The 21,288-nt window shown below is 72.0% G+C and carries 23 protein-coding genes; 13 read left to right on the top strand and 10 right to left on the bottom strand.

Annotated elements, in window-relative coordinates; genetic code table 11:
* Positions 1–19: 19 nt before the first annotated feature.
* Together ACYQ1L_RS19125 and ACYQ1L_RS19120 are read right to left on the bottom strand one after the other, a co-directional pair.
* Positions 20–1,426, bottom strand: coding sequence for an HNH endonuclease signature motif containing protein (locus ACYQ1L_RS19125; protein WP_460005583.1), 1,407 nt, complete (start codon positions 1,424–1,426; stop codon positions 20–22).
* A 194-nt stretch (positions 1,427–1,620) separates the two neighbouring features.
* Complete coding sequence (locus ACYQ1L_RS19120) at positions 1,621–1,788, bottom strand: hypothetical protein (protein ID WP_460005582.1); 168 nt, start codon at positions 1,786–1,788, stop codon at positions 1,621–1,623.
* Positions 1,789–1,953: 165 nt separating this feature from the next.
* Between ACYQ1L_RS19120 and ACYQ1L_RS19115 the strand changes: the two genes are divergently transcribed.
* The 3 genes from ACYQ1L_RS19115 to ACYQ1L_RS19105 all read left to right on the top strand — a co-directional run bounded on the left by ACYQ1L_RS19115 (position 1,954) and on the right by ACYQ1L_RS19105 (position 4,044).
* Positions 1,954–2,421: a hemerythrin domain-containing protein gene (locus tag ACYQ1L_RS19115; protein WP_460005581.1), complete on the top strand. Its 468-nt coding sequence runs from the start codon at positions 1,954–1,956 to the stop codon at positions 2,419–2,421.
* 157 nt (positions 2,422–2,578) lie between these two features.
* Positions 2,579–2,971 (top strand): YciI family protein, encoded by a 393-nt coding sequence (locus ACYQ1L_RS19110; RefSeq protein WP_460005580.1) that lies wholly within the window; start codon positions 2,579–2,581, stop codon positions 2,969–2,971.
* The gene (locus ACYQ1L_RS19105) at positions 2,971–4,044 is read left to right on the top strand and encodes an RNA polymerase sigma factor (RefSeq protein ID WP_460005579.1); all 1,074 of its coding nucleotides are present in this window, start codon (positions 2,971–2,973) and stop codon (positions 4,042–4,044) included. Before ACYQ1L_RS19110 ends, ACYQ1L_RS19105 begins: the two co-directional genes overlap by 1 nt.
* 95 nt (positions 4,045–4,139) lie before the next feature.
* Here the strand turns inward: ACYQ1L_RS19105 and ACYQ1L_RS19100 are convergent, their stop codons facing one another.
* The 5 genes from ACYQ1L_RS19100 to ACYQ1L_RS19080 all read right to left on the bottom strand — a co-directional run bounded on the left by ACYQ1L_RS19100 (position 4,140) and on the right by ACYQ1L_RS19080 (position 7,702).
* Positions 4,140–4,883 (bottom strand): sulfite exporter TauE/SafE family protein, encoded by a 744-nt coding sequence (locus ACYQ1L_RS19100; protein WP_460005578.1) that lies wholly within the window; start codon positions 4,881–4,883, stop codon positions 4,140–4,142.
* A 231-nt stretch (positions 4,884–5,114) separates the two neighbouring features.
* Positions 5,115–5,750: a response regulator gene (locus tag ACYQ1L_RS19095; RefSeq protein ID WP_460005577.1), complete on the bottom strand. Its 636-nt coding sequence runs from the start codon at positions 5,748–5,750 to the stop codon at positions 5,115–5,117.
* Positions 5,747–6,856 (bottom strand): sensor histidine kinase, encoded by a 1,110-nt coding sequence (locus ACYQ1L_RS19090; RefSeq protein WP_460005863.1) that lies wholly within the window; start codon positions 6,854–6,856, stop codon positions 5,747–5,749. Before ACYQ1L_RS19090 ends, ACYQ1L_RS19095 begins: the two co-directional genes overlap by 4 nt.
* A 12-nt stretch (positions 6,857–6,868) precedes the next feature.
* A complete protein-coding gene (locus ACYQ1L_RS19085; protein WP_460005576.1) occupies positions 6,869–7,306 on the bottom strand; it encodes a hypothetical protein in 438 nt (145 codons plus the stop codon).
* A gap of 183 nt (positions 7,307–7,489) precedes the next feature.
* A complete protein-coding gene (locus ACYQ1L_RS19080; protein ID WP_460005575.1) occupies positions 7,490–7,702 on the bottom strand; it encodes an RNA-binding S4 domain-containing protein in 213 nt (70 codons plus the stop codon).
* Between the two features lie 294 nt (positions 7,703–7,996).
* Between ACYQ1L_RS19080 and ACYQ1L_RS19075 the strand changes: the two genes are divergently transcribed.
* The 9 genes from ACYQ1L_RS19075 to ACYQ1L_RS19035 all read left to right on the top strand — a co-directional run bounded on the left by ACYQ1L_RS19075 (position 7,997) and on the right by ACYQ1L_RS19035 (position 15,927).
* Positions 7,997–9,166 (top strand): ABC transporter substrate-binding protein, encoded by a 1,170-nt coding sequence (locus tag ACYQ1L_RS19075; protein ID WP_460005574.1) that lies wholly within the window; start codon positions 7,997–7,999, stop codon positions 9,164–9,166.
* A gap of 9 nt (positions 9,167–9,175) precedes the next feature.
* Positions 9,176–10,978, top strand: a complete 1,803-nt coding sequence (locus ACYQ1L_RS19070) for an ABC transporter permease (protein WP_460005573.1) — start codon at positions 9,176–9,178, stop codon at positions 10,976–10,978.
* Positions 10,975–11,844, top strand: a complete 870-nt coding sequence (locus tag ACYQ1L_RS19065; protein WP_460005572.1) for an ABC transporter ATP-binding protein — start codon at positions 10,975–10,977, stop codon at positions 11,842–11,844. Before ACYQ1L_RS19070 ends, ACYQ1L_RS19065 begins: the two co-directional genes overlap by 4 nt.
* The gene (locus ACYQ1L_RS19060; RefSeq protein ID WP_201298535.1) at positions 11,841–12,566 is read left to right on the top strand and encodes an ABC transporter ATP-binding protein; all 726 of its coding nucleotides are present in this window, start codon (positions 11,841–11,843) and stop codon (positions 12,564–12,566) included. The genes ACYQ1L_RS19065 and ACYQ1L_RS19060 overlap by 4 nt, the downstream gene beginning before the upstream one ends.
* Positions 12,563–13,714 (top strand): putative FMN-dependent luciferase-like monooxygenase, encoded by a 1,152-nt coding sequence (locus ACYQ1L_RS19055; protein ID WP_460005571.1) that lies wholly within the window; start codon positions 12,563–12,565, stop codon positions 13,712–13,714. The genes ACYQ1L_RS19060 and ACYQ1L_RS19055 overlap by 4 nt, the downstream gene beginning before the upstream one ends.
* Entirely contained in the window at positions 13,707–14,312 is a 606-nt protein-coding gene (locus ACYQ1L_RS19050; protein ID WP_460005570.1) for a CMD domain protein, read from the top strand. The genes ACYQ1L_RS19055 and ACYQ1L_RS19050 overlap by 8 nt, the downstream gene beginning before the upstream one ends.
* Before the next feature lies 1 nt (position 14,313).
* Positions 14,314–14,928 carry an alkylhydroperoxidase domain protein gene (locus ACYQ1L_RS19045; protein ID WP_460005569.1) on the top strand — a complete coding sequence of 205 codons (615 nt, stop codon included), beginning with the start codon at positions 14,314–14,316 and terminating at the stop codon, positions 14,926–14,928.
* 104 nt (positions 14,929–15,032) lie between these two features.
* Entirely contained in the window at positions 15,033–15,359 is a 327-nt protein-coding gene (locus ACYQ1L_RS19040; RefSeq protein ID WP_460005568.1) for a hypothetical protein, read from the top strand.
* A complete protein-coding gene (locus ACYQ1L_RS19035; RefSeq protein ID WP_460005567.1) occupies positions 15,346–15,927 on the top strand; it encodes a carboxymuconolactone decarboxylase family protein in 582 nt (193 codons plus the stop codon). The genes ACYQ1L_RS19040 and ACYQ1L_RS19035 overlap by 14 nt, the downstream gene beginning before the upstream one ends.
* 28 nt (positions 15,928–15,955) lie before the next feature.
* Here the strand turns inward: ACYQ1L_RS19035 and ACYQ1L_RS19030 are convergent, their stop codons facing one another.
* Positions 15,956–17,269 carry a serine hydrolase domain-containing protein gene (locus ACYQ1L_RS19030; RefSeq protein ID WP_460005566.1) on the bottom strand — a complete coding sequence of 438 codons (1,314 nt, stop codon included), beginning with the start codon at positions 17,267–17,269 and terminating at the stop codon, positions 15,956–15,958.
* Between the two features lie 189 nt (positions 17,270–17,458).
* Between ACYQ1L_RS19030 and ACYQ1L_RS19025 the strand changes: the two genes are divergently transcribed.
* Complete coding sequence (locus tag ACYQ1L_RS19025; RefSeq protein ID WP_460005565.1) at positions 17,459–18,685, top strand: serine hydrolase domain-containing protein; 1,227 nt, start codon at positions 17,459–17,461, stop codon at positions 18,683–18,685.
* 51 nt (positions 18,686–18,736) lie between these two features.
* On the opposite strand, the gene ACYQ1L_RS19020 is transcribed toward ACYQ1L_RS19025, so the two are convergent.
* Positions 18,737–19,402 (bottom strand): response regulator, encoded by a 666-nt coding sequence (locus tag ACYQ1L_RS19020; RefSeq protein ID WP_460005564.1) that lies wholly within the window; start codon positions 19,400–19,402, stop codon positions 18,737–18,739.
* Positions 19,393–21,210 carry a sensor histidine kinase gene (locus ACYQ1L_RS19015; RefSeq protein WP_460005563.1) on the bottom strand — a complete coding sequence of 606 codons (1,818 nt, stop codon included), beginning with the start codon at positions 21,208–21,210 and terminating at the stop codon, positions 19,393–19,395. The genes ACYQ1L_RS19020 and ACYQ1L_RS19015 overlap by 10 nt, the downstream gene beginning before the upstream one ends.
* Positions 21,211–21,288: the final 78 nt, after the last annotated feature.

Below are 21,288 nucleotides of genomic sequence, written 5' to 3'. Positions count from 1 at the left end.
TCGCGCGGCCTCGCCTGCGTCAGAACGGTGGCGGCTGGTCGGGTGGTGGATCCGGTTCGGGGATGGTGAAGGTCACCGGTGGGGGTGGCTGGTCGATGTAGCTCGCCCCGGTCGGGCTGGTCCATTCCAGGACTCCCGCGCCGAGCTGTTTCACCGTCCACGCGGTCTGGTGTTTCAGGACGTGGTGGCGTCGGCAGAGCCCGCCCAAGTTCCCTTCCTCGGTCTGACCGCCGTAGGCGGCGTCGATCGTGTGGTCGAGGTCTTGAGTGACGGGTGGGAGCCCGCAGGTCACGAACCGGCACCGGGAGTCCCTTGCGTGCAGGAGCCGCCGCAGGTCGGCGTTGGGCCGGTAGCGGTCGACGGCTAGAATCGCCCCGGTGACCGGGTGGGTGAGCACCCGTTCCCACGCCGCGGCCCCGCCGGCGAGGAGCCGGGCGGTGTCCGTGTCGATGGGTTGCCCACCGGCGAGTTCGGCGGGCTGCTCGCTGCGGACACCGAACGGCGACCGCATAGTGGCGTGAGCACGGCCGGTGTCGGGTGCCATCGCCGTGAACGCCGGGATGGTGACCTCGACCCGCGCCTGGATCGCCGCGAGCAGCCCGGCGGTGGTGTCGTGTCCGGACGGGGTGCCGGTGAGGAGGGTGTCGGCGCAGAGGTCGGCGCGGAGTTGGTCGAGGGTGCGGTCATCGTCCGGGTCGCCGAGCTCGTCCGGGTCCGGGGTGGTTCCCGAGGCGGCGTCCTTCGCGGCTTTCGCGTTGGCGGTCTTGATCAGGCGGGCTTGTTGGGTGAGGCGGTCGTAGATCCCGTCGATCACCGCCGCGGAGTGCACCAGCCCCAGCGCCTTCTGTCCGTCGGGGAGTTCCTCCTGCCACACGGTCCGCTTCTCCTGCGCGGTGCGGTGCCGTTCCGTCAGCGACCGCGGGGCGAGGCGTTCGGCGATGCGTTCCACGATCCGCTTCGCCCGATGCGGCGTCTCACCCTCGCACGCCGCGACCGCGGCCCGTTCGAACTCGGCCCGCACCTCGTCGTCGAGGCGGGCTCCCGTGTCCTGGATCAGCCGCACGTGGGCGGCATTGATCCGCGCGTCGCTGAACGCCTGCATCGTGATCGGGTACCGGGTCATCAGCTCTGCCGCCCGCGCCATCCGGCCTTGCACGACCCGATCCGACATGTGCAGCACCGCCGCCAGCTCGGCAGCGACACTGCGCGCGGCCAGATCCACCGCCTCACCCCGCACCGGGCCGGAAGCCGAAGCGAGGTCCTCCGCGAGGCGTTGCGCGACGGCCAGGTGCGCGTCCCGCACCGCCTGCAGCCGGATGATCGACGCCTCCGTCGCCGCCAGCCCGGATGTCACCATGGCCAGCACGGCGACCGGATCCACCGGGTCCACCCCGGGATCCTCCACGATGCCCGCCGTGTTGGTCATGCCCCTATTCAACTCGGGGCCACCGACATTCCAGGATCGAAAAGGACCTGATCTAGGCGGAAAAGGTCACAACAAGATCACAAGATCCGGCAGCCGATTCCGGGGTGCGTGCGACGCCCTTCGTCTCGCCTTCGGCTCGCTCAGGGACCGGGTCCGCCGGGGCTCGGCCTGCCGCCGACCGCCAACCGGAGGCGTTACGGACGGACGTCGCCGCTGTCCGGCTCGAACCCCTCCTCGACCGTTTCGTCCGGCTCGAAGGAGGCGTCGTCGGTCTCGCTGTCCTCGACGGCGGCCTCGGCCTGCGCCCGCGCCTCCGCGAGCGCGGCCTCCTCGCGCTTCTCCTCGCGCTTCTCTCCGAACATCGCATCTCCTCTGCTCGCCTGCGGTGACCTCGCGGCAACCCTACGCCCGCCGGACCGCTGCCGATATGCTGGCCCGAGCATCGCGTGCCGGTGGCAGACCGTGTCAGGCATGGAGGCGCCGGACGGAAGGAGAGACGATGTCCTCGTCCCACCCTTCGCTCTCGCGTGACTGAGCGCGAGACGGCCAGGCTCATCGCCTGGAGCAGCGAACTGCGGCAGGCGCACGGCCGGCTGCGGGAAGCGCTGAACGTCGTGCACGCGAGCGTGCACGGATTCGAGCCGCAGAGCCCCGGGCGCGATCTGCTGCTGCACTGCCGAGGCTTCTGCACAGCACTCGATCAGCACCATCGCGGCGAGGACCGTGCGCTGTTCCCCGCGATCGAGGCGGCGCATCCGGAGCTCGCGCCCGTGCTCCGCACGCTCTCCGAGGACCACGCCATGATCGACGTGCTGCTCACGGCGCTGAGCGCGGCGATGGATGGCGGCCGTGCGCCGGCGGACCTCGACGGGCACCTCGACGGCATCGGCGCGATCATGGAGAACCACTTCGCCTTCGAGGAGCGGCAGCTGCTGCGGGTGCTCGAGACGCTCGCCCTCGACGCGGATCCGCACGCCGTGCTCGGCAGCCTCTGAGCTCCCTGACCGATCCGCCGTGGTTGATCGGCAGCCACTGAAGGCGATCCGGATCCGGCCCGCGCGGGTGCGGATCCGGATCCGCCGGAGGAGGATGTCGATCGGCGGGTCCTTCGATCGTCACCATGATGTCGACATCCTCACGAAAGGACGGATCATGCGTTACACGCTTCTGCTGCAGTACCCCGAGATGAGCGCCGAGGAGCTCGGCCCGGAGGCTCTCGCCGAAGGCATGCGCGCCTTCGACGTCTACGCGAAGGCACTGGACGAGGCCGGGGTGCTCCGCAGCGCCGAGGTGCTGCATCCCTCGAGCGCGACCACCACGGTGCGCGTGCGCGACGGTCAGCTCGTCATCCAGGACGGCCCGTTCGCCGACACCAGGGAGCAGCTCGGCGGCACCTTCGTCATCGAGGTGGACGACCTCGACACGGCGATCGCCTGGGCCCAGCAGGCCCCCTCGGTCGGCTGGGGCGCCGTCGAGGTGCGGCCGGTCGCGACGCGCTTCGCCGACGGCGCCTGGCAGGGCGCATCGCCGGTGCAGCTGCCCTGATGAGCGCAGCCGAGGAGGCGCGCACCGCCGCCGAACGCGCGGTGCGCGCCTCGTACGGCCGCCTGGTGGCCCTGCTCGCCGCCGGCACCGGCGACCTCGCGCTCGCCGAGGACTGCCTCGCCGACGCCCTGGAACGCGCCCTGCGCTCCTGGCCCGAGTCCGGTGTGCCGGACAACCCGGAAGGATGGCTGCTCACTGTGGCCCGCAACAGACTCCGCGACGTGTGGGGATCGGCGGCGCGCCGCACCAGCGCGCCGCTCGACGACGACGTCTTCCCGGGCGGCGCCCCGCCCGACGCCGGCATCGACGTCGCCGCCCTCGTCGAGCGCGGCGAGGCGATCCCCGACCGGCGCCTCGAGCTGCTGTACGCGTGCGCGCACCCGGCGATCGATGCCGGGATCCGCACGCCGCTCATGCTGCAGACGGTCCTCGGGTTCGACGCGGCGCAAGTGGCCCGGGCGTTCGACGTCGAACCGGCGGCGATGGCGCAGCGCCTCGTCCGGGCGAAGCGCAAGATCCGCGACGCGGGCATCCCGTTCGCGCTGCCGACCCGCGCCGACATGCCCGCCCGCACCGCCGCGGTGCTCGAGGCGATCTACGGCGCCTACGCCCTGGACTGGCTGGGCGAGCACGACGACGTGCGCACCTCGCTCGCCGACGAGGCCCGCTGGCTCGCCGTGCTCACGGCGACCCTGCTGGAGACGGATCCCGAGGCGTGGGGCCTGGCGGCACTGCTCACCCTCGCGCAGTCGCGAGCACCGGCGCGCGTGCCACCGGCGCCGGGGGAGCGCTGGCCCGCGCTCGCCGAGCAGGACCCTGCGCTCTGGGACCGCGCCCTCATCGCCGAAGGCGAGGCGCTCCTGCACCGCGCGGCGCGGCTCAGCGGCATCGCCGAGGGCGGCGCGCCGGGGCGGTTCCAGCTGGAGGCCGCGATCCAGTCGGTGCACTGCGATCGCGCGCGCACCGGGGTGACCGACCGCGAAGCGCTGCTGCGGCTGTACCGCGGGCTCGTGCGCATCGCGCCCTCCCGCGGAGCGGTCGAGGCGCTCGCCGCGGTGGAGGCGGGCGAGTAGCACGGGAGCAGTCCGCTGGATCCGGATCCGGCACATGCGGGATCCGATGCCTCCTCTTGGCGGGATCCGACGCCTCCCGCGTGCGGATCTTCGCCCTACGGGATCAGCAGGTACAGCGCGCCGAGGACGGTCAGGATGAGCACGATCCGGTCGAACAGCGCCTGGTCGATCCGAGGGATGAGCCAGCGGCCGAACAGCGCGCCGATCACCACCATCGGCACGAGCACGGCGTCCATGAGGAGCACGGCCACGGTGATGAGTCCGAGGCTCGCGAGCACCGGCACCTTGACGATGTTCACGATGGCGAAGAACCACGCGGCGGTGCCGAGGAAGACTTTCACGGGCGTGCGCATGGCGAGGAAGTACATCGACATGACGGGCCCGCCCGCGTTGGCCACCATGGTCGTGAACCCGCCCAGCGCGCCGTAGCCGAGCGTGGTGCCGAGATGGGAGGCGCCCTCGGGGGCGCTGCCCGTGCGCCTCCGCCGCCAGAGCGTGATCGCCACCATGGCGAGCAGGATCACGCCGATCACGGGCCGCACGATCGTGTTGCCGGCGAACGCCAGGAACACCGCACCGAGCGCGAGCCCTCCGACGACTGCCGGGGCGAGCCGCAGCAGCGTCGGCCAGTGCGCGTGGCGCCGCCAGGTGAGCAGGGCGAACACGTCGCCGACGATGAGCAGGAGCAGCAGCGCGCCGGTCGACGTGCGCGCGGGCAGCAGCGCCGCGAAGATCGCGATGGAGACGGTGTTCGCGCCCGGCAGCGCGGTCTTCGAGAGCCCGACGACCGTGCCGGCCACCGCCAGCAGGATCCACGCCCACGGCGCGAGATCGATCACGGGCGCACGCTCCGGAGCGGCAGGTGAACGGTCGCGGGGTGCAGGCGCATCCTCGAAACGTATCAGGGGATCTGGGGCAGTCCGGGCCCTTCGACGGGCTCAGGGACCGGGGGTGCGGTCAGGGCCGTTCGACGGGCTCAGGGACCGGGGGTGCGGTAAGGGCCGTTCGACGGGCTCAGGGACCGGGTGGGGCAGTCCGGGCCCTTCGACGAACTCAGGTGTCGGGCGGTGTCAGCGGGCGGTGTCCAGCAGCCCGCGCCGGAACCCCTCGGCGACGGCCGCGGCGCGGTCGCCGACGCCGAGCTTGCCGTAGATGCTGAGCAGGTGGGTCTTGACCGTCGCCTCGCTGAGGTGCAGCCGGTCGCCCGCCGCGCGATTCGTGGCGCCGTCCGCGATGAGGCCGAGGATCTCGAGCTCGCGCGGCGTGAGCAGGCTCGCCTCCGGCGTGCGGACCCGGCCGACGAGCCGCGACGCGACCTCGGGAGCGAGAACCGTCCGCCCGGCCGCTGCGGCGCGGATCGCGTGCAGCAGCTCATCGCGGGAGGCGTCCTTGAGCAGGTACCCGGTGGCCCCGGCCGAGATCGCCGGCAGCACGTCGGCATCCGCATCGAAGGTGGTGAGCACCACCACCCGGCTGGCGATCCCGTGCCGCGCGAACTCGCGCAGCGCCGTGACCCCGTCCATCCGCGGCATGCGCAGGTCCATGAGCACGACGTCGGGCGCGTGCACCTGGGCGAGGGCGATGGCCTCGGCGCCGTCGGACGCCTCGCCGATCACCGTGATGTCCTCGGCGGATCCGACCATGCCGACGATGCCGTCGCGCACCACGGGGTGGTCGTCGACGACGAGCAGCGTGAGCGCGGTCATGCCGGCACCTCCGCGCGCACCACCGTGCCGCGCCCGGGGCGGGAGTCGACCTCCAGCGCACCCGCCGCCGACTCGAGGCGCTCCCGCATCGCGATGAGACCGTATCCGCCCGACCGCCCGGGCTCGCGCTGCACGCGGTCGACCACGTCGAAACCGCGCCCGTCGTCGCGCACCTCGAGGCGCACCCGGCCGTCGTCCAAGCCGAGGGCGACCGTCACGCGGCGGGCGGCGGCGTGGCGCTCCACGTTGGCGAGCGCCTCCTGCGCCGTGCGCAGCAGGGCCACCTCGATCTCCATGGGCAGCGGCCGCGCCGTGCCGGAGACCGACACCGCGGCCGGGATGCCCGTGCGTGCGGACCACGACCGGGCGACGGCGGAGAGCGCATCGGCGAGCGAGGTCTGCTCCAGGGCGGTGGGTCGCAGCGCCTGCACGGAGCGGCGCGCCTCGGCGAGGCCGTCGCGGGCGAGGGCCAGCGCTGCATCGGCGTGACGGCGCCGAGCGTCGTCGTCGGGCGCCTGCTCGGCCGCCTGCAGCTGCGTGATGATGCCGGTGAAACCCTGCGCGAGCGTGTCGTGGATCTCGCGGGCGAGCCGGGCGCGCTCGTCCTGCACGGCGGTGCGGTGCAGGGTCAGCTCGGCCCGGTACACCCCGAACGACAGCCCGCACATCACCACGACGTTGAGCAGGACCACGGCGATCGCTCCGATCCTCCCAGCCGCGTCCGGACCGAATCCCGAGCTCTGCGCGAGGCCCGCCACCACGGCGGTGCCTGCGACGGGGAGCAGCTCCCACGGCCAGTCGGCGAGCGAGTACGCGAAGGAGAAGGTCGCGATCGCCAGGAATCCGAAGGTGCCCTCGCGCATCACCAGCACGAGGTTCAGCACGATCGCGCCGGCGAGGAACACCGCGATCGCGGCCGGCCGGTCCCGCCAGCGGAACGGCAGCGTGCGCATCACGAGCACCCACAGTCCGTAGGCGGCGCACAGGGCGAGAGTCGGCACGAGCCGATCCGGCCGACCCCAGTGGGCGAGGAGCTCGAAGACGACCAGCAGCGCCACCACGACGTACGGGGCGACCGCGAGCACGCTCCGCCAGCGCGAGTCCATCACGCGCCGACTTTAGGCCTTCGGCGCGAACAGCGCCCGCATGCGCGGCAGGTTCACCAGGACGGCGACGGGCAGCAGCAGGAGACCGCAGACCGCCTGCTCGACGCGCACCCAGTCGGGCAGGAATCCGGGGATCGAGACGATCACGACGACCGCCGCGACGATGATCGGGCTCACGATCCTCAGGCGCACCCAGGCGCCGCGGGAGCCGCGGGCGGCGGTGACCGCGATCGCCAGCACGACGACCGCGCTGGCGAGCACGAGCGAGCAGCGGATCCAGATCGCGCTCTCGAACCCGGCGCCGAAGGCGCTCGCGATGCCGAGGAACGCGACCATCGCGGCGCTGACCGCGACGAACGCCCAGGACAGCAGGATGACGGGCCGGAACGCCGCGCGGCGGGCGTGGGCGGAGGAGGAGACGGAGGACGAGGTGTGCAGTGCGGTGTTCATGTCTCCAGCGTCGCCAGCGGCGCACGCCCGGGGATCCACCGTTCGGTCATGGTCCAGCACCGATCGGTGGAGGCGAGCGGCCGCTCACCCGGGCCCTTCGACAGGCTCAGGGACCGGGTGGGGGCTCAGGGACCGGGTGGGGGCTCAGGTACCGGGCGGGGGGCTCAGGGACCGTCGGTGCGGTCAGGGCCGGACGCGCACCGTCCGATCCTCGTAGGCGACCAGGTCGCCGTCGACGAGCTGACGCCCGCGGCGGCGCTCAACCTCGCCGTTCACGCGCACGTATCCGTCGATGATCGCCTCCTTGGCGTCGCCGCCGGAGTCGAGCAGCCCTGCGAACTTCAGGAACTGGCCGAGCCGGATGCTCTCGCCGCCGATGGAGACGTCGTCACTCATGCGGTCCACGGTATCCGAGGATCCCGGCGCCGGGTCACGACGGCGACCGCGGAGCCTACTCCTGCCGGACAGGCAGCGGATCCGTTCGCCCGGATCCGGTGTCGCGCGACGTCACAGAAGCGGTCGGCGTCGTCACAGGATGTCGAAAACCGACACACAACGGCAGCGGATCCGGCACGCGTGCGAACGTGGCACATGCCGCGGCCACCCGTTCCGCGGCGCGTCCCGGCGTCGTACACAGCGCGGCGTCCGGACGGCACCGACCCGCGGTGCGACGACCGAAGGAGGCACCCTATGGCAAAGAACACTCGACGCATCGCGCTCGCCGGTCTCATGGCGGCGACCGCGGCCCTCGCGCTCGCCGGATGCAGTCTCTCCGCCTCGGCGAACGGACCGTCGGCCGGCGCCTCCGCGGGCAGCACCGTGTACTTCGGCGTCTCCTCGGCGACCACCGGCCAGTACGCGCAGTACGGGGAGCAGTTCAAGAAGGCGTTCGACCTCGCCGTCGAAGAGGTCAACAAGGACGGCGGCATCAACGGGCACCCCGTGGCGCTCAAGTACGAGGATTCGCAGTCCGACCCCAAGCAGTCGGTCACCGTGGCGCAGAAGTTCGTCAACGACCCGCAGATCTCGCTCGTGTTCGGCGACTACTCGTCGGCGGCGTCCATCCCGGCCTCCCCGATCTACACCGCCGGCAAGCTGCTGCAGTACGGCTTCAACAACTCCAACCCGGACTTCACGGCCAAGGGCACGCAGTACCAGTGGTCCAGCGCCATCACCACGAGCGCCAGCTACACCTGGACGGCCGACTACATCAAGAAGCAGGGCGTCGACTCGATCGGCGTCACCTACCTGAACACCGCCGACTGGGGGATCCCGGCCTTCCAGGCGTTCAAGGCCGAGGCCGACAAGATCGGCCTGAAGATCACCGACGCGGAGGCGATCGACCCCACCTCCGACGACTACCGTCCGTCGCTGACCAAGGCCGTCGCGGGCAACCCGAAGGCGTTCGCGCACGTCGGCTACGGTCCGGACGCCGCGAAGCTCGTGACGCAGCTGCGCGCGATCGGCTTCACCGGCACGTTCTACGGCGGCCAGGACGAGCAGTCCTTCGACGCGACGCCCGACGCCGAGGGCTCGATCATCGGCACCGAGTTCGTGGCCAGCAGCAAGGCGCCCGAGGTGCAGGCGTTCGTCAAGGCGTTCAAGAAGAAGTACCCGGACGAGAAGGAGGTCACCCTCTTCGAGGCCGGCGCCTACGACGCGCTGCACGTCGCCGTGGCCGCCGCGAAGAAGGGCGGCACCGACCGTGCCGGGATCCTCAAGGGCTTCCAGGAGATCCAGGACGTCCCGAGCGTCGTCTACGGCAAGCTCTCCTTCGACAAGGACACCCGTCGCCCGGCCTCGCCGCAGCTGACCCCCACCGTGCTGAAGAACGGTGCCTGGGTCGCGATCGAGGACTGATCCGCCTCCATGCTCGATACTCTGATCGCCGGCCTGCTCCGGGGGAACGTCTACGCCCTCGGAGCGGTCGGCATCTCTCTCGTCTTCGGCGTCATGAACGTCGTCAACTTCGCGCAGTTCTCCTTCTTCGGGCTCGGTGCGATGCTGGCGTGGTTCTTCGTGGCGCAGCTGCACCAGCCGTTCTGGATCGCCCTGCCGCTGGTGCTCGCGATCTGCGCGGTGCTGGGCCTGGTGATCAACCTCGCCGTGGTGCGTCCGCTCGCCAAGTACCTGCCGCTCGCCGCGATGCTGTCAACGTACGCGGTCGCGCAGATCCTGGACAACGGATCCCAGCTCGCCTTCTCCGCGCAGTTCCGCTCGTTCCCGCAGGTGCTGCCCACCGCGAACCTGCACATCGGGAACATGCGGTTCGGCACCTCGGATCTGGTGATGCTGGGCGTCACCGCCGTCGTCATGATCGCGATGTCGCTGTTCCTCAAGTACGGCCGCACCGGTCGCGCGATCCGCGCCACCGCGCAGGACCAGGAGGCGGCCCTGCAGATGGGCATCCCGGTCGGATCCGTGCAGAACATCTCGTTCGTGATCGCCTCGGCCCTGGGCGGCCTCGCCGGCATCTTCTTCTCGCTGTACATCGGGGTCGTCAACCCCGTCTCCGGGCTCAACATCGGCATGACGGCGTTCGTCGCCGCGGCCCTCGGCGGACTCGGATCCCTCGTCGGCGCCGTCATCGGCGGCTTCGTGCTGGGGATACTCGAGGCGTTCGGCATCTACTGGTTCGGCGACGCCACGCGTCAGATCATCGTCTTCGTCGTGCTGCTGGTGGTGCTGATCGTGCGCCCCGGCGGCCTGCTCGGCAAGGTGCCGCTCATCTCGACCGAACCCCTGACCGGCACCTTCCTCGGCAAGGGGCGCCCGCTGCGCATCCCGCGCTGGGTGTGGATCGCCGGCTTCGTGGTGCTGGGCGTGCTGGTGCCGGTGCTCGCCGACACCTACGTGCTCACCACGGGGACCCAGGTGCTCATCTACGCCATCATCGCCGCCGGGTTCACGGTCACCGCGGGGCAGGCCGGCGTGCTCGCGCTCGGCCAGGCCGGGCCCATCGCGATCGGCGCCTACCTCTCGGCGCTGCTGAGCGTGCACCTGCACCTGTCGTTCTGGCTCGCGCTGCCCATCGCCGGCATCGGGGCGGCCGTGATCGCCTCGGTCCTCGCCTCGCCGATCTGGGGAGTGAAGGGCCATTACATCTCGATCGCCACGCTCGGGCTCGGCATCGCGATCGTCGCCGTGATCCAGCTGCTCGTGCCCCAGGGCGTGTACGGCATCCCGGTGCCGTCGATCGCGGGGATCGACCTGAACACGCCGCTCGCGTACTACCTCATCGACTTCGTGGTGCTCGTGCTCACGCTGCTGGTGATGTGGCGGATCCGCCGATCGCACCTGGGCACGGTGATCGCCTCGGTCGGATCCGACGAGGTGGCCGCGCTCGCCTCCGGCGTGCGGGTGCGCGACTACAAGGCGCTGGCCTTCGCGATCTCGGCCTTCTTCGCCGGCATCGGCGGATCCCTCCTCGCGCATCAGTACACCTACATCGACACCACGATGTTCACGATGCCGATGTCGCTGCTCGTCGTCACGATCGTGATCCTCGGCGGCGTGGGCCTGCCCTACGGTGCGGTCGTGGGATCGGTCGTGCTCATCGGGGCGATGGAGCTGCTCCGGTTCACGCCGGAGTGGCGGATCATCGTCTACGGCCTCGTGCTCATCCTCGTCGTGCGCTTCCGGCCCGGCGGCGTCCTGGTGAGGAACTCATGACCGCCCTGCTCGACGTGAAGGATCTGCAGCGCCACTTCGAGGGCGTGCGCGCCGTGGACGGCGTCTCGTTCCAGGTGCAGCCGCACGAGGTGGTCTCGATCATCGGCCCGAACGGATCCGGCAAGACCACCACGCTCAACCTCGTCACCGGCACGATCCCGTCGCACGGCGGCGCGATCGCGCTCGACGGCGACCGGATCGAGCACGCGAAGACCGTGGACATCGCCGAGCACGGCATCGCGCGCACCTTCCAGAACGGGCGCGTGTTCGCGACGCTCTCGGTCGCCGACAACATCGAGGTCGGGATCCACTCGCAGCTGCGGGCGCACCGGCCGTTCCGTGGGCTCTCGCACGTGTTCCTGCTGCGCTGGATCCCGCTCCTCGCCGAGCTGTTCGTGGCGATCTTCGGAACCCCGGCGGCGCGCAGGGAGCGGGCCGAGATCGACGCCGTCGTCGACCTCGAGGTCGACCGGTTCGAGGCGCGGCTCGGGCCGCGGCGCAACGACCCGGCGTACACGCTCAGCTACGCCAACCGCCGCCGCACCGAGATCGCGCGGGCGCTCGCGCTGCAGCCGAAGCTGCTCGTGCTGGACGAGCCGACGGCCGGCATGAACCAGTCCGAGACCGCCGAGGTGCTCGCGCAGCTGCTCGAGCTGAAGGCCTCGGGGCAGGCGATCCTGCTCGTCGAGCACAAGCTGGATCTCGTGATGACGGTGTCCGACCGGGTCATCGTGATGGACGGAGGGCGGATCATCGCGTCCGGGGATCCGGAGAGCGTGCGCAACGACCCGGCGGTGATCGAGGCGTACCTCGGCCGACGTCGGGACTCCGGATCCGACGCCGCAGGCGAGGGGGGATCCGCATGACGGCGCTGCTGAGCCTGGACGCGCTGAACGTCTACTACGGCCCCTTCCATGCACTGCGCGGGGTGTCGATCGAGGTCGGCGAGGGCGAGATCGTGTCGCTCCTCGGCGGCAACGCGTCGGGCAAGTCCACCACGATGAAGTCGATCCTCGGCCTGAACCGGGTCAAGGACGGGCGGATCTCGTTCGCGGGCGCCGACATCACCCACCGCTCCACGGCGAAGCGGGTGCGGGCCGGCATCGCGAGCGTGCCCGAGGCCCGGCGGGTCTTCCCGCAGATGACCGTGGACGAGAACCTGTACGCCGGCGCCTACACCCGCCGCGACCGCGCGGGCATCGCGGAGGACATCGAGCGGATGCGGGAGCACTTCCCGCGGCTCGCGGAGCGTCGCCGGCAGGAGGCGGGGACGCTCTCCGGCGGCGAGCAGCAGATGCTGGCGTTCGCCCGGGCGCTGATGAGCCGGCCGCGGCTGATCTGCATGGACGAGCCCACCATGGGGCTCTCGCCCAAGCTCGTCGACCAGGTGCTCGACGAGATCGCGCGGCTCAATCGCGAGCTCGGGGTGGCCGTGCTGCTCGTGGAGCAGCAGGCGGAGCTCGCGCTGTCGATCGCGTCGCGCGGCTACGTGCTGGCGACGGGAGAGATCGTCGCCGAGGGATCCGCGCAGGAGCTCCTGCACGATCCCCGCATCCAGGAGGCCTATCTCGGAAGGAGCGGCTCATGACCGCAGCAACCGGCGCGGAACGCGCTTCTTCGGCACGACCCCGGCTCGGGTTCTTCACGCGGGTGCTCGACGACGCCCCGCCCGCCGAGCGCTACCGGCTGGCCCTCGAGCAGATCCGCACCGCGGAGCGGCTCGGCTTCGACTCCGCGTGGGTGGCGCAGCACCACTTCCACGCCGACGAGGGCGGCCTTCCCTCGCCGTTCGTGTTCCTCGCGCACGCCGCGGCCCAGACCACGCGCCTGGTGCTCGGCACGAGCATCGTGACGCTGCCGCTCGAGGAGCCGCTGCGGGTCGCGGAGGATGCGGCCGTGCTGTCGCTGCTCGCGGGCGGACGCTTCGAGCTCGGCGTCGGCAGCGGCGGCACCCCGAGCTCGTTCCCGCCGTTCGGGCACGACCCCAAGGAGCGCGGCGCCATCTACGCGCGGCACCTCGCGCGCCTGCAGGAGGCGCTGCGCGGCGAGCAGCTCACGGCCGACGGCGGCAGCCTGTACCCGGCGGCGCCCGAGGTGCTCGGCACCCTCTGGCAGGCCACCTTCTCGCCCGAGGGGGCGGCGCGCATCGGCGCGGCCGGATCCGGGCTCATGCTGTCGAAGTCGCAGCCGCACACTGCCGGATCCGGCGTCACCGCGCTCGCCGACACCCAGCGGCTCGTGATCGACGCGTACGAGAAGGCACTGCCATCCGGCGTCGCACCGCGCACGTTCGCCTCGCGCGGCCTGGTCGTGGTGGACGACGAGGCCGACGCCGCCCGGCTCGTGCGGCGCGGGATCGAGCGGTCGCTGCCCTCGGCCCGGGCGCTCGGCATCCACGTGCCGGACGGGGCGAGCGACGAGGAGCTGCGGATCCTGTTCGACCTGCACGTGGGCACCCCGGCGCAGATCATCGAAGAGCTCGCGCAGGACCACGTGCTCACCTCGGCCACCGACATCGTGTTCCAGTCGCACCCGGTCGACCCGCCGCACGAGGTGCTGCTGCGCTCGCTCGAGCTCATCGCCGCCGAGGTCGCCCCGGCGCTCGGCTGGAGCCCGGCAGGGTCCGAGGGCCGGACCCTGAGCTCGTCGAAGGGCCCAGACATCGCTTCGGGTGCTTCGACGGGCTCAGCAGCCAGTGACGACACCCTGACCATCGCAGAGGAGAGCCATGTCTGATCTCATCGACGACCTCGTCGGCATCGCGCCGGGCGACCCGCTCGACGCCCTGAGCGCCAAGCGCCCGGTCGCCCGCAGCGACGCCCAGGCCACCTACGACGGGCTCATCACGGCACCCGCCGACCTGACCAGGGCGACGGCGGCGGAACGGGCGGCGATCGGCTACTGGGTGGCGTCGCTGAGCCTCGCCGACCGCCTCGCCGACCATTATCGCGCGCTGCTGGATGCGGTCGACCCGGCGGTGCGGTCGGCGATCGACGACGCACTGCCCGGCGCGCTCACGACCGGCCCGTACGGGTCGTACCCGGAGGGTCCGCTGAGCGTCGAGGACGAGGACGGCCTGCACTGGGTCGCCCGCCCGGAGCTGCGCCACGGCGTGGGGGAGCGGCTCGCGGCGGCGCTCGAGCACGCGCACCTGCTCACCTACCGGCCGCGCGACGCGAGCCCGGACGCCCTGCAGAACCTGCTCGACGCCGGCTGGAGCACCGACGGGGTCGTCACCGTGTCGCAGCTCGTCGCGTTCACCCACTTCCAGCTCCGCGTGATCGCGGGGCTCAGCGTGCTCAAGGATCTCACCGTCGGCAAGGAGGCGATCTGACATGGCCGAGCAGGTTCTGCGTCACCCCGAGGTGACCCCGCCGCACGTCTTCACGCAGGAGGAGCTCGGCTGGGTGCCGTGGCTCGAGCCGAAGCCCGAGGCCGAGCTCACCGAGGACGACTACACCGCCCTCGTCGAGCGCTCCCGTGCGGCCAGCCCGTACTTCCGTCTGCTCGTGCGCGATCCCGTTGTGCTGGGGGCGCGCACCCGCGCCGACAACGACATCTTCTACAACACCGATGCCGGGCTCGGCCGCGCCGAGCGCGAGATCTCCGCCGCCGCGGCGTCGCGCGTCAACGGCTGCCTGTTCTGCGCCTCGGTGCACTCCCGATTCGCCACGATCCAGGCGCCCTCGCGCCGCGACGACGTGCAGCGGCTGCTGGACGAGGGCATCGACGGCGAGCAGGACGAGCGCTGGACCGCGATCATCGAGGCGGCCGCGGCGCTGACCGCCACCCCGTCACGGTTCGGCGCCGCGCACGTGCAGGCGCTGCGCGCGGCGGGCCTGGACGACCAGGCCATCGTCGACGTGGTGCAGAGCGCGGCGTTCTTCAACTGGGCCAACCGGCTGATGCTGTCGCTCGGCGAGCCGACGCCGCCGGCGCCGAAGGCCTGAGCCGGATCCGGGAGCCGGCTGGATCCTCCCGTCTTCCCTGGGGTCGTGCGAGCGCCCCGGGGCGGACGGGTTGCAGTGTCGCCGGGCCGGAGTAGCTTCGGGGCATGAGCACGGCAGCGGATCACCGGGAGCTGGCCGAGGAGCTGCGCGGCGCGGTGTCACGGGGCCTCGACCCCGACGCGACCACCGGCGCGATGCGGATCGGCGCGGGCGGGGAGGCGGACCTGGTGCCGCCGTACGCCGAGCTGGCCCGCACGATCGGCGCCGCCTCGTACAAGGTCACCGACGAGCAGGTCGCCGCGGCGCGACAGCGAGCCGGGTCGGACCGCGGCGCGTTCGAGGTCGTCATGTCCGCGGGCATCGGCGCGGCGCTGCGCCGCTGGAACGCCGCGATCCGCGCGATCGACGAGGCCGGCGATGCGGCTCGCTGAGGTCGAGCGCGGCGACTCCCTCGCGCGCCGGCTGCTGATCCGCGGGATCTCGCGCATGGCCGGGTACCGCCTGCCGGATGCGGCCCGCGTCGCGTTCTACGACCGGGGGTTCGCCGGCCCCGCGCTGGGGCGCTGGACGCAGCGGGCGATGCGCGGGCCGAGCGCGTGGTCGGTGTCGGAGCGCGAGCTCATGGCCGCCATGGTCGCGACCTGGAACGCGTGCCCGTTCTGCGTCGGCGCGCACCGCGCGATCTCGGTGCGGGGGATGGACCCCGCCGTCGCGGACGCGGTGCTCGCCGACTACCGCACGGCGCCGATCGACGAGCGGCTGCGGGCGACCCTCGCCTTCCTCGAGCGGATGACGAAGGATCCGGACGGGCTGTCGGCCGCAGATGCACGCGCCGCGCTCGACGCCGGCGTCACCCCCGCCCAGCTGGAGGACGCGGCGGCGGTCGCCGCGGTGTTCGCGGTGATCACCCGCAACGCCAACGCGCTCGACTTCGAGATCCCGACGTCGGACGAGTTCGACCGCGCCGCCGGCATGCTGCTGCGGCGCGGCTACTCCTGACCCGCACCGCCGGAAACGGCGCCGCCCTCTACTTCTTCTGCGCGGCGAACGGGGTGCCCAGCTGCTGTGCCAGCGCCTGGAAGATGCGGGAGGCGGGCGAGCTGCAGGGCAGGTCCGTCGGATTGTCCGTGAGGGTGCGGGCGTCGCTCGGGCAGCCGCCGGAGGGGATGTCGCTGTTCACCATGGTGACGATCGTGGTGTCGTCCTTCGTGCTGTAGAACATCGCCGTGTTGTACCCGGGAAGCTCGCCGGTGTGTCCGACCCAGCCGTTCTGGCAGCCCCAGCCGATGCCGTAGCCGCCGTTGCCCGGGCCGTTGAACTCGCGGAACGACGTGAGCCGCTCGATCTGCGCCTTCGCCGGCACGAGACCCGCCCCGGTCGCCTCCGCCCGGCCGAAGCGCAGCAGATCCTGCGCGCTGGAGATCAGCTCGCCCGCGGTCCAGCCCCAGGACGGGTTCCAGTTCGTCGTGTTCGCCGGGGCGTCCGGGGTGCCGTGCCCGCCCTGCAGAGTGAAGCCCTGCGCGTGCGGATCCGGGAAAGCACCGGATCCGGCCGGGAAGATCGTGTGCGTGAGGCCGAGCGGGGTGAGGATCTTCTCCGCCAGCACGTCCTGGTAGCTCTTGCCGGTCACCTTCTGGATCACGAAGCCGAGCAGGATCGTGTTGGTGTTGGAGTAGTCGAACGCGGTGCCCGGCGCGAAGTCCTGCGGCGGGAGTGAGATGCCGACCTTGAGCAGCTCCTCGGGCGTCCACACGCGCTCGGTCTCGGAGAAGAAGATCTTCTGCCACGCCGGATCCTTCGTGTAGCTCGTCACGGAGCTGGACATGTTCGCGAGCTCCCGGATCGTCACCTGGTCGCCGCGGGGCACGCCGTCGACGTACTTCGAGATCTTGTCGTCGAGGCTGAGCTTCCCCTCGGCCGCGAGCTGCATCGTCAGGGTTCCCGTGAACGGCTTGGTGATGGATCCGACGCGCTGATAGATGTCGGTCGTCATCGGCGCGCCGGTGGCCGGATCCGCCACCCCGTACGCCTTCAGGAACAGCCCCTTCGGCGACTGCACCGCGACGACCGCGCCCTTCGCCGACGTCTGCGCCCAGGCGGCCTGCGCCGTGCTGTCGAGAGTCGCGGCGAGGTCCGCGGGCGGCTCGGAGGTCGGCAGGTCGGCGGTGCGGGCGACCACGGCGGACGGATCCGCGACGCAGGTCGACACCGCCGGCACCGTCGAGGTCGGCGTGCTGCTGCCCGTCGCCGTGGGCCCGGTCGAGGGCTGCGCGGAGCAGCCCGCGAGCAGGAGCAGGGTGGCCGCGAGCGCCAGCGGCTTCGCGAGACGTGCGGTGACCATGACGGTGTCCCTCCGGCGATCGGCCTCTCCCACTCAGACTCTGGCACGCGCTCCAGGCGGGAGGAATAGACGTAGACCCATTCCGGCGTCGACCCGGCCCCGGGAGACTGGAGCACGCATGGGGATGCTCGAGAGCCGGGGGGTCCGTACCGCACGAGCGGTGCGGTGCAACCGTTCAGGAGGGTCGCGATGAGGGCAGGGGCCAGGAGAGGGGCGGCGTCCGCCACGCTGCTCGCGATCGCGGCACTCGTCGCAGGTTGCGCGGACGGCGGCGCTGCTGCAGGGCCGCCGCCCCCCTCCGCCTCCGCCGCGATCGCCGCCGACGCCGGCGCACTCCGGGCGCAGTTCGAGGGTCTCGCGACCGAGTTGGGCGTGCCCGGTGCGGCGATGCTCGTGCGCACCCCGCAGGGCGAGGTCACCGCCGTGTTCGGGGTGACGCAGCTGCACGGATCCACGCCCGTCTCCCTCGACGACCACATCCGGATCGGATCCAACACGAAGACGATGACCGGAACCGTGATCCTGCAGCTCGTGCAGGAGGGCCGGATCGCGCTCTCGGACAAGGTCGCGAAGTACCGCCCCGATGTGCCGAACGGCAACCGGATCACGATCGAGCAGCTGCTGACGATGCGCAGCGGGCTGGCGAACTACACGACCACGCTCGCGCTCAACACCGCGCTCGACGAGCAGCCGCAGCGGGCGTGGAACCCCGAGGAGCTTGCCGCCATGGGGCTGGCCGAGCCGCCGTTGTTCGCGCCGGGCGAGGGATGGGCGTACTCCAACACGAACACCGTGCTGCTGGGCCTCATCGCGGAGCAGCTCGAGCACAAGCCGCTCGCCGAGATCTTCCAGGAGCGGCTGTTCACGCCCCTCGGGCTGCGGGAGACCTCGTATCCGGCCGCGGACGACGCCTCCCTTCCCGAGCCGTACTCGCACGGCTACATGTACTCGACCAACGTCGCCACCATGCAGACGAGCGAGCTGCCGGCCGATCAGCTCGCCCAGGCGAAGGCCGGCACGCTGCTGCCGAACGACACCACGAACCTCAACCCGTCGTGGGCGGGTGCCGCCGGGGCGGGCATCTCGACCATCCGCGATCTCGCGCACTGGGTCGAGGCGCTCGGCGGGGGAGGCGTGCTCGGCCCCACGCTGCAGAAGGAGCGCCTGGCGAGCGTGCAGCCGGTGCCCATCCCGCTGCCTCCACTGCCCGACCCGCAGTACGGCTGGGGCATCGCCAAGATCGGGCCGCTCTACGGCCACACCGGGGAGCTGCCCGGTTACAACTCGTTCGTGGGGTACGACCCCGTGCAGAAGGTGACGATCGTGGTCTGGACCAACCTCGCTCCCGCCGCCGACGGACGTCCGCCCGCTGCCACGATCGCGACGGCGCTCATGAAGAGCATCTACGGATCCTGACGGTCCGAGGTCGGGGTCGTCCACGGGCTGTCGCGCGGGATCCGCGTCGGCTCAGCGGTACTCCTCGGCGATCGAAGCCAGGAATCGCAGCACCGCGAGAACGCGCCGATGGTCGTCGCCGTCCACGGGCAGGCCCAGCGCCGTGTAGATGTGCGAGGTGTGCTGCACGACCGCCTTTTCGGAGAGGAACAGGTCGCTCGCGATCCGCGCGTTGCTGCGCCCCTGCGCCATGAGCGAGAGCACCTCGAGCTGGCGCGGGGTGAGCGACCCGACGGCGCCGCTCGCGCGGCTCGCCCGGGTGACGAGCACGGCGACGACCTCCGGATCCAGTGCGGTGCCGCCGGCGGCGACGCGGCGCAGGTCGGCGGTGAAGGTGGTCACGTCGGCGATGCGCTGCTTCAGCAGGTAGCCGAACCCGCCGCGGTTCTGGTCGAGCAGCTCGGTCGCGTAGCGCCGCTGCACGTACTGCGAGAGCACGACGACCGCGATGCCCGGATGCGCCTCGCGGATCCGCAGCGCCGCGAGCAGCCCCTCGTCCGTGTGCGTCGGGGGCATCCGGATGTCGGTGATCACGAGCTCGGGCTGCAGCAGCTCCACCTGCTCCAGCAGCGCCACGGCGTCGCCGACGGCGGCGACCACCTCGAACCCGTCCTGCGCGAGCAGATGCCGCAGGCCCTCGCGCAGCAGCACCTCGTCCTCGCCGATGATCACGCGCATGGCAGCTCCACCCTCACCTCGGTGCCGTGTCCCGGATCCGATCGCAGCTCCAGCCGGCCGCCCAGCGCGTCCACCCGGTCCAGCAGGCCGCGCAGGCCGGCGCCCCGATCCAGGCTCGCCCCGCCGATGCCGTTGTCGCGGACGTCGATGTGCAGGCGCCCCGCATCGGCGCGCAGCGTGACGCGCACCCGCGACGCCTTCGAGTGCTTGACCGTGTTCGTCAGCGCCTCAGCGACGATGAAGTACGCCGTGTGCGCGGTCGTCGATGAGATCGCCGCGTCGTCGAGCTCGGCCTCCAGCGTCGCCGGGATCGCGAGCCGGTCCACGAGGTCCTCCGCTGCGGCGGTGAGCCCTCGCTCGGTGAGCGTGACCGGCAGCACGTTGTGCACGAGCCGGCGCAGATCCGCCGCGGCCTGATCGATGCCCTGCCGCAGCCGCGCCGACGCCTCGCTCGTGGCCGGGCTCGCATCGGGTGCATTGGCTATGGTCTGCGCGCCGAGGGCGAGCAGGACGAGCTGCACCTGGATCCCGTCGTGCAGATCCTGCGCGATGCGGGAGCGCTCGCGGTCCGCGGTCTCGACCAGCCGGATCCGGGACTGGCTGAGCGCCTCGTTGCTCGCACGCAGTTCGGCCGTGAGCCGCTCCCGGTCGATCGCGAGGGCGAGCACGTCCCCCGCGCGCCGCACCGGAGCGGGATCCGCGGTCAGCCGCGTGTCGTACATGATCGCCCCGACCAGACGCGGGCCGACGCGGATCTCGCACCAGCCGCGGTCGGCTCCCTGCTGCGCGGGATCGACCGGGACGCCCGTCTCATCGACGTACTCGTCGCGGTCCTCGGACCAGTACACGACGCGCAGCGAGTCGTCGCCGAGGGTGGCGGCCAGGGCGCGGGTGACCGCGGGTCCTCCGGCCCCGGTGGCGCCGAGCCAGGCGCTCAGCGGCTCCAGGTCGCCGGTGCGACGGAAGCCGCCGAGCAGCACTCCCAGCAGGAACGCGACCGGGATCGCGGCGGAGATGATCAGCTGCGCGACACCGCCGATCGCCGGATCCCACCCCAGCGCGCCGACGATCGTGGGCGTGAACGCCAGCAGCAGCACCGCCACGATTCCGTAGCCGAACAGGGGCAGCAGCACCCGGCGGTGGTCCCGGTCGGCGACGGCGAGGCGCCGGGCCAGCACGATAGCCGTCAGCACCATGACGGTGATCCCGAGGATCGTCTGCACGAGCGCGACGGCCGGCATCGCGGCCGGTGCGGTGAGGGACAGGAGCACGAGCGCCAGCTGGAACACCGGGCAGACGATCCAGCCCAGCACCACCGTGGTGACCGAGAGGCGTCCGCGCAGGCGCCCCGAGGGGAACGCGTGCAGCAGGTGCACGGTCATCGCCAGCGGGCTCGTCGCGAACACCGCGCTCAGCAGCGCCAGCCCTTCGACATCGAGGTTGCCGAGCCCGGAGAGGAACAGCGCGACACCGCCGATCACGAGCAGCACCCCGATGGCGTTGTGCGGCCGGCGCCACCACGCCAGCAGCCCCGCGGCCACCCAGACCCAGAACACCCCGGTGAACAGCCCCACCGCCCAGAGCGTGCCGGGGCTGCGCATCCCCACGGCGAGCTCGACCAGGCCCAGCAGGAGGGCGAGCACGGCGATGACGATGAGCGCGGCCGGGAGGGGGTGGCCCGGGCCGTGCCGGGCGGGCGACGCCGGCACGGGGGCGCGGGGCGCGGGTGCGCGGGGTGTGGGTGCGGCGGCGGGGTCGCCGTGCGCGGGCGCGGCGGAGGGCGGATCCACGATCTCCGGATCCGTCATCGCCGCCCCTTCCTCGTCCGGTTCGTCACGGCCTGCGGGTCCGCGGCGCGGCGTTCTGCTGGGGTGCGCGCGTCGGGC

This window comes from Microbacterium xylanilyticum, from assembly GCF_054654695.1.
Note: the sequence above shows the minus strand (reverse complement) of the source record. Positions and strands in the feature narration are given on the sequence as shown.

Bases quoted from the DNA above. Each gene is read 5' to 3' on its own strand.
- ACYQ1L_RS19125 (WP_460005583.1), bottom strand. From the start codon at position 1,426: ATGACCAACACGGCGGGCATCGTGGAGGATCCCGGGGTGGACCCGGTG.
- ACYQ1L_RS19120 (WP_460005582.1), bottom strand. From the start codon at position 1,788: ATGTTCGGAGAGAAGCGCGAGGAGAAGCGCGAGGAGGCCGCGCTCGCG.
- ACYQ1L_RS19110 (WP_460005580.1), top strand. From the start codon at position 2,579: ATGCGTTACACGCTTCTGCTGCAGTACCCCGAGATGAGCGCCGAGGAG.
- ACYQ1L_RS19105 (WP_460005579.1), top strand. From the start codon at position 2,971: ATGAGCGCAGCCGAGGAGGCGCGCACCGCCGCCGAACGCGCGGTGCGC.
- ACYQ1L_RS19095 (WP_460005577.1), bottom strand. From the start codon at position 5,750: ATGACCGCGCTCACGCTGCTCGTCGTCGACGACCACCCCGTGGTGCGC.
- ACYQ1L_RS19090 (WP_460005863.1), bottom strand. From the start codon at position 6,856: ATGGACTCGCGCTGGCGGAGCGTGCTCGCGGTCGCCCCGTACGTCGTG.
- ACYQ1L_RS19085 (WP_460005576.1), bottom strand. From the start codon at position 7,306: ATGAACACCGCACTGCACACCTCGTCCTCCGTCTCCTCCTCCGCCCAC.
- ACYQ1L_RS19080 (WP_460005575.1), bottom strand. From the start codon at position 7,702: ATGAGTGACGACGTCTCCATCGGCGGCGAGAGCATCCGGCTCGGCCAG.
- ACYQ1L_RS19075 (WP_460005574.1), top strand. From the start codon at position 7,997: ATGGCAAAGAACACTCGACGCATCGCGCTCGCCGGTCTCATGGCGGCG.
- ACYQ1L_RS19070 (WP_460005573.1), top strand. From the start codon at position 9,176: ATGCTCGATACTCTGATCGCCGGCCTGCTCCGGGGGAACGTCTACGCC.
- ACYQ1L_RS19065 (WP_460005572.1), top strand. From the start codon at position 10,975: ATGACCGCCCTGCTCGACGTGAAGGATCTGCAGCGCCACTTCGAGGGC.
- ACYQ1L_RS19060 (WP_201298535.1), top strand. From the start codon at position 11,841: ATGACGGCGCTGCTGAGCCTGGACGCGCTGAACGTCTACTACGGCCCC.
- ACYQ1L_RS19055 (WP_460005571.1), top strand. From the start codon at position 12,563: ATGACCGCAGCAACCGGCGCGGAACGCGCTTCTTCGGCACGACCCCGG.
- ACYQ1L_RS19050 (WP_460005570.1), top strand. From the start codon at position 13,707: ATGTCTGATCTCATCGACGACCTCGTCGGCATCGCGCCGGGCGACCCG.
- ACYQ1L_RS19045 (WP_460005569.1), top strand. From the start codon at position 14,314: ATGGCCGAGCAGGTTCTGCGTCACCCCGAGGTGACCCCGCCGCACGTC.
- ACYQ1L_RS19040 (WP_460005568.1), top strand. From the start codon at position 15,033: ATGAGCACGGCAGCGGATCACCGGGAGCTGGCCGAGGAGCTGCGCGGC.
- ACYQ1L_RS19035 (WP_460005567.1), top strand. From the start codon at position 15,346: ATGCGGCTCGCTGAGGTCGAGCGCGGCGACTCCCTCGCGCGCCGGCTG.
- ACYQ1L_RS19030 (WP_460005566.1), bottom strand. From the start codon at position 17,269: ATGGTCACCGCACGTCTCGCGAAGCCGCTGGCGCTCGCGGCCACCCTG.
- ACYQ1L_RS19025 (WP_460005565.1), top strand. From the start codon at position 17,459: ATGAGGGCAGGGGCCAGGAGAGGGGCGGCGTCCGCCACGCTGCTCGCG.
- ACYQ1L_RS19020 (WP_460005564.1), bottom strand. From the start codon at position 19,402: ATGCGCGTGATCATCGGCGAGGACGAGGTGCTGCTGCGCGAGGGCCTG.
- ACYQ1L_RS19015 (WP_460005563.1), bottom strand. From the start codon at position 21,210: ATGACGGATCCGGAGATCGTGGATCCGCCCTCCGCCGCGCCCGCGCAC.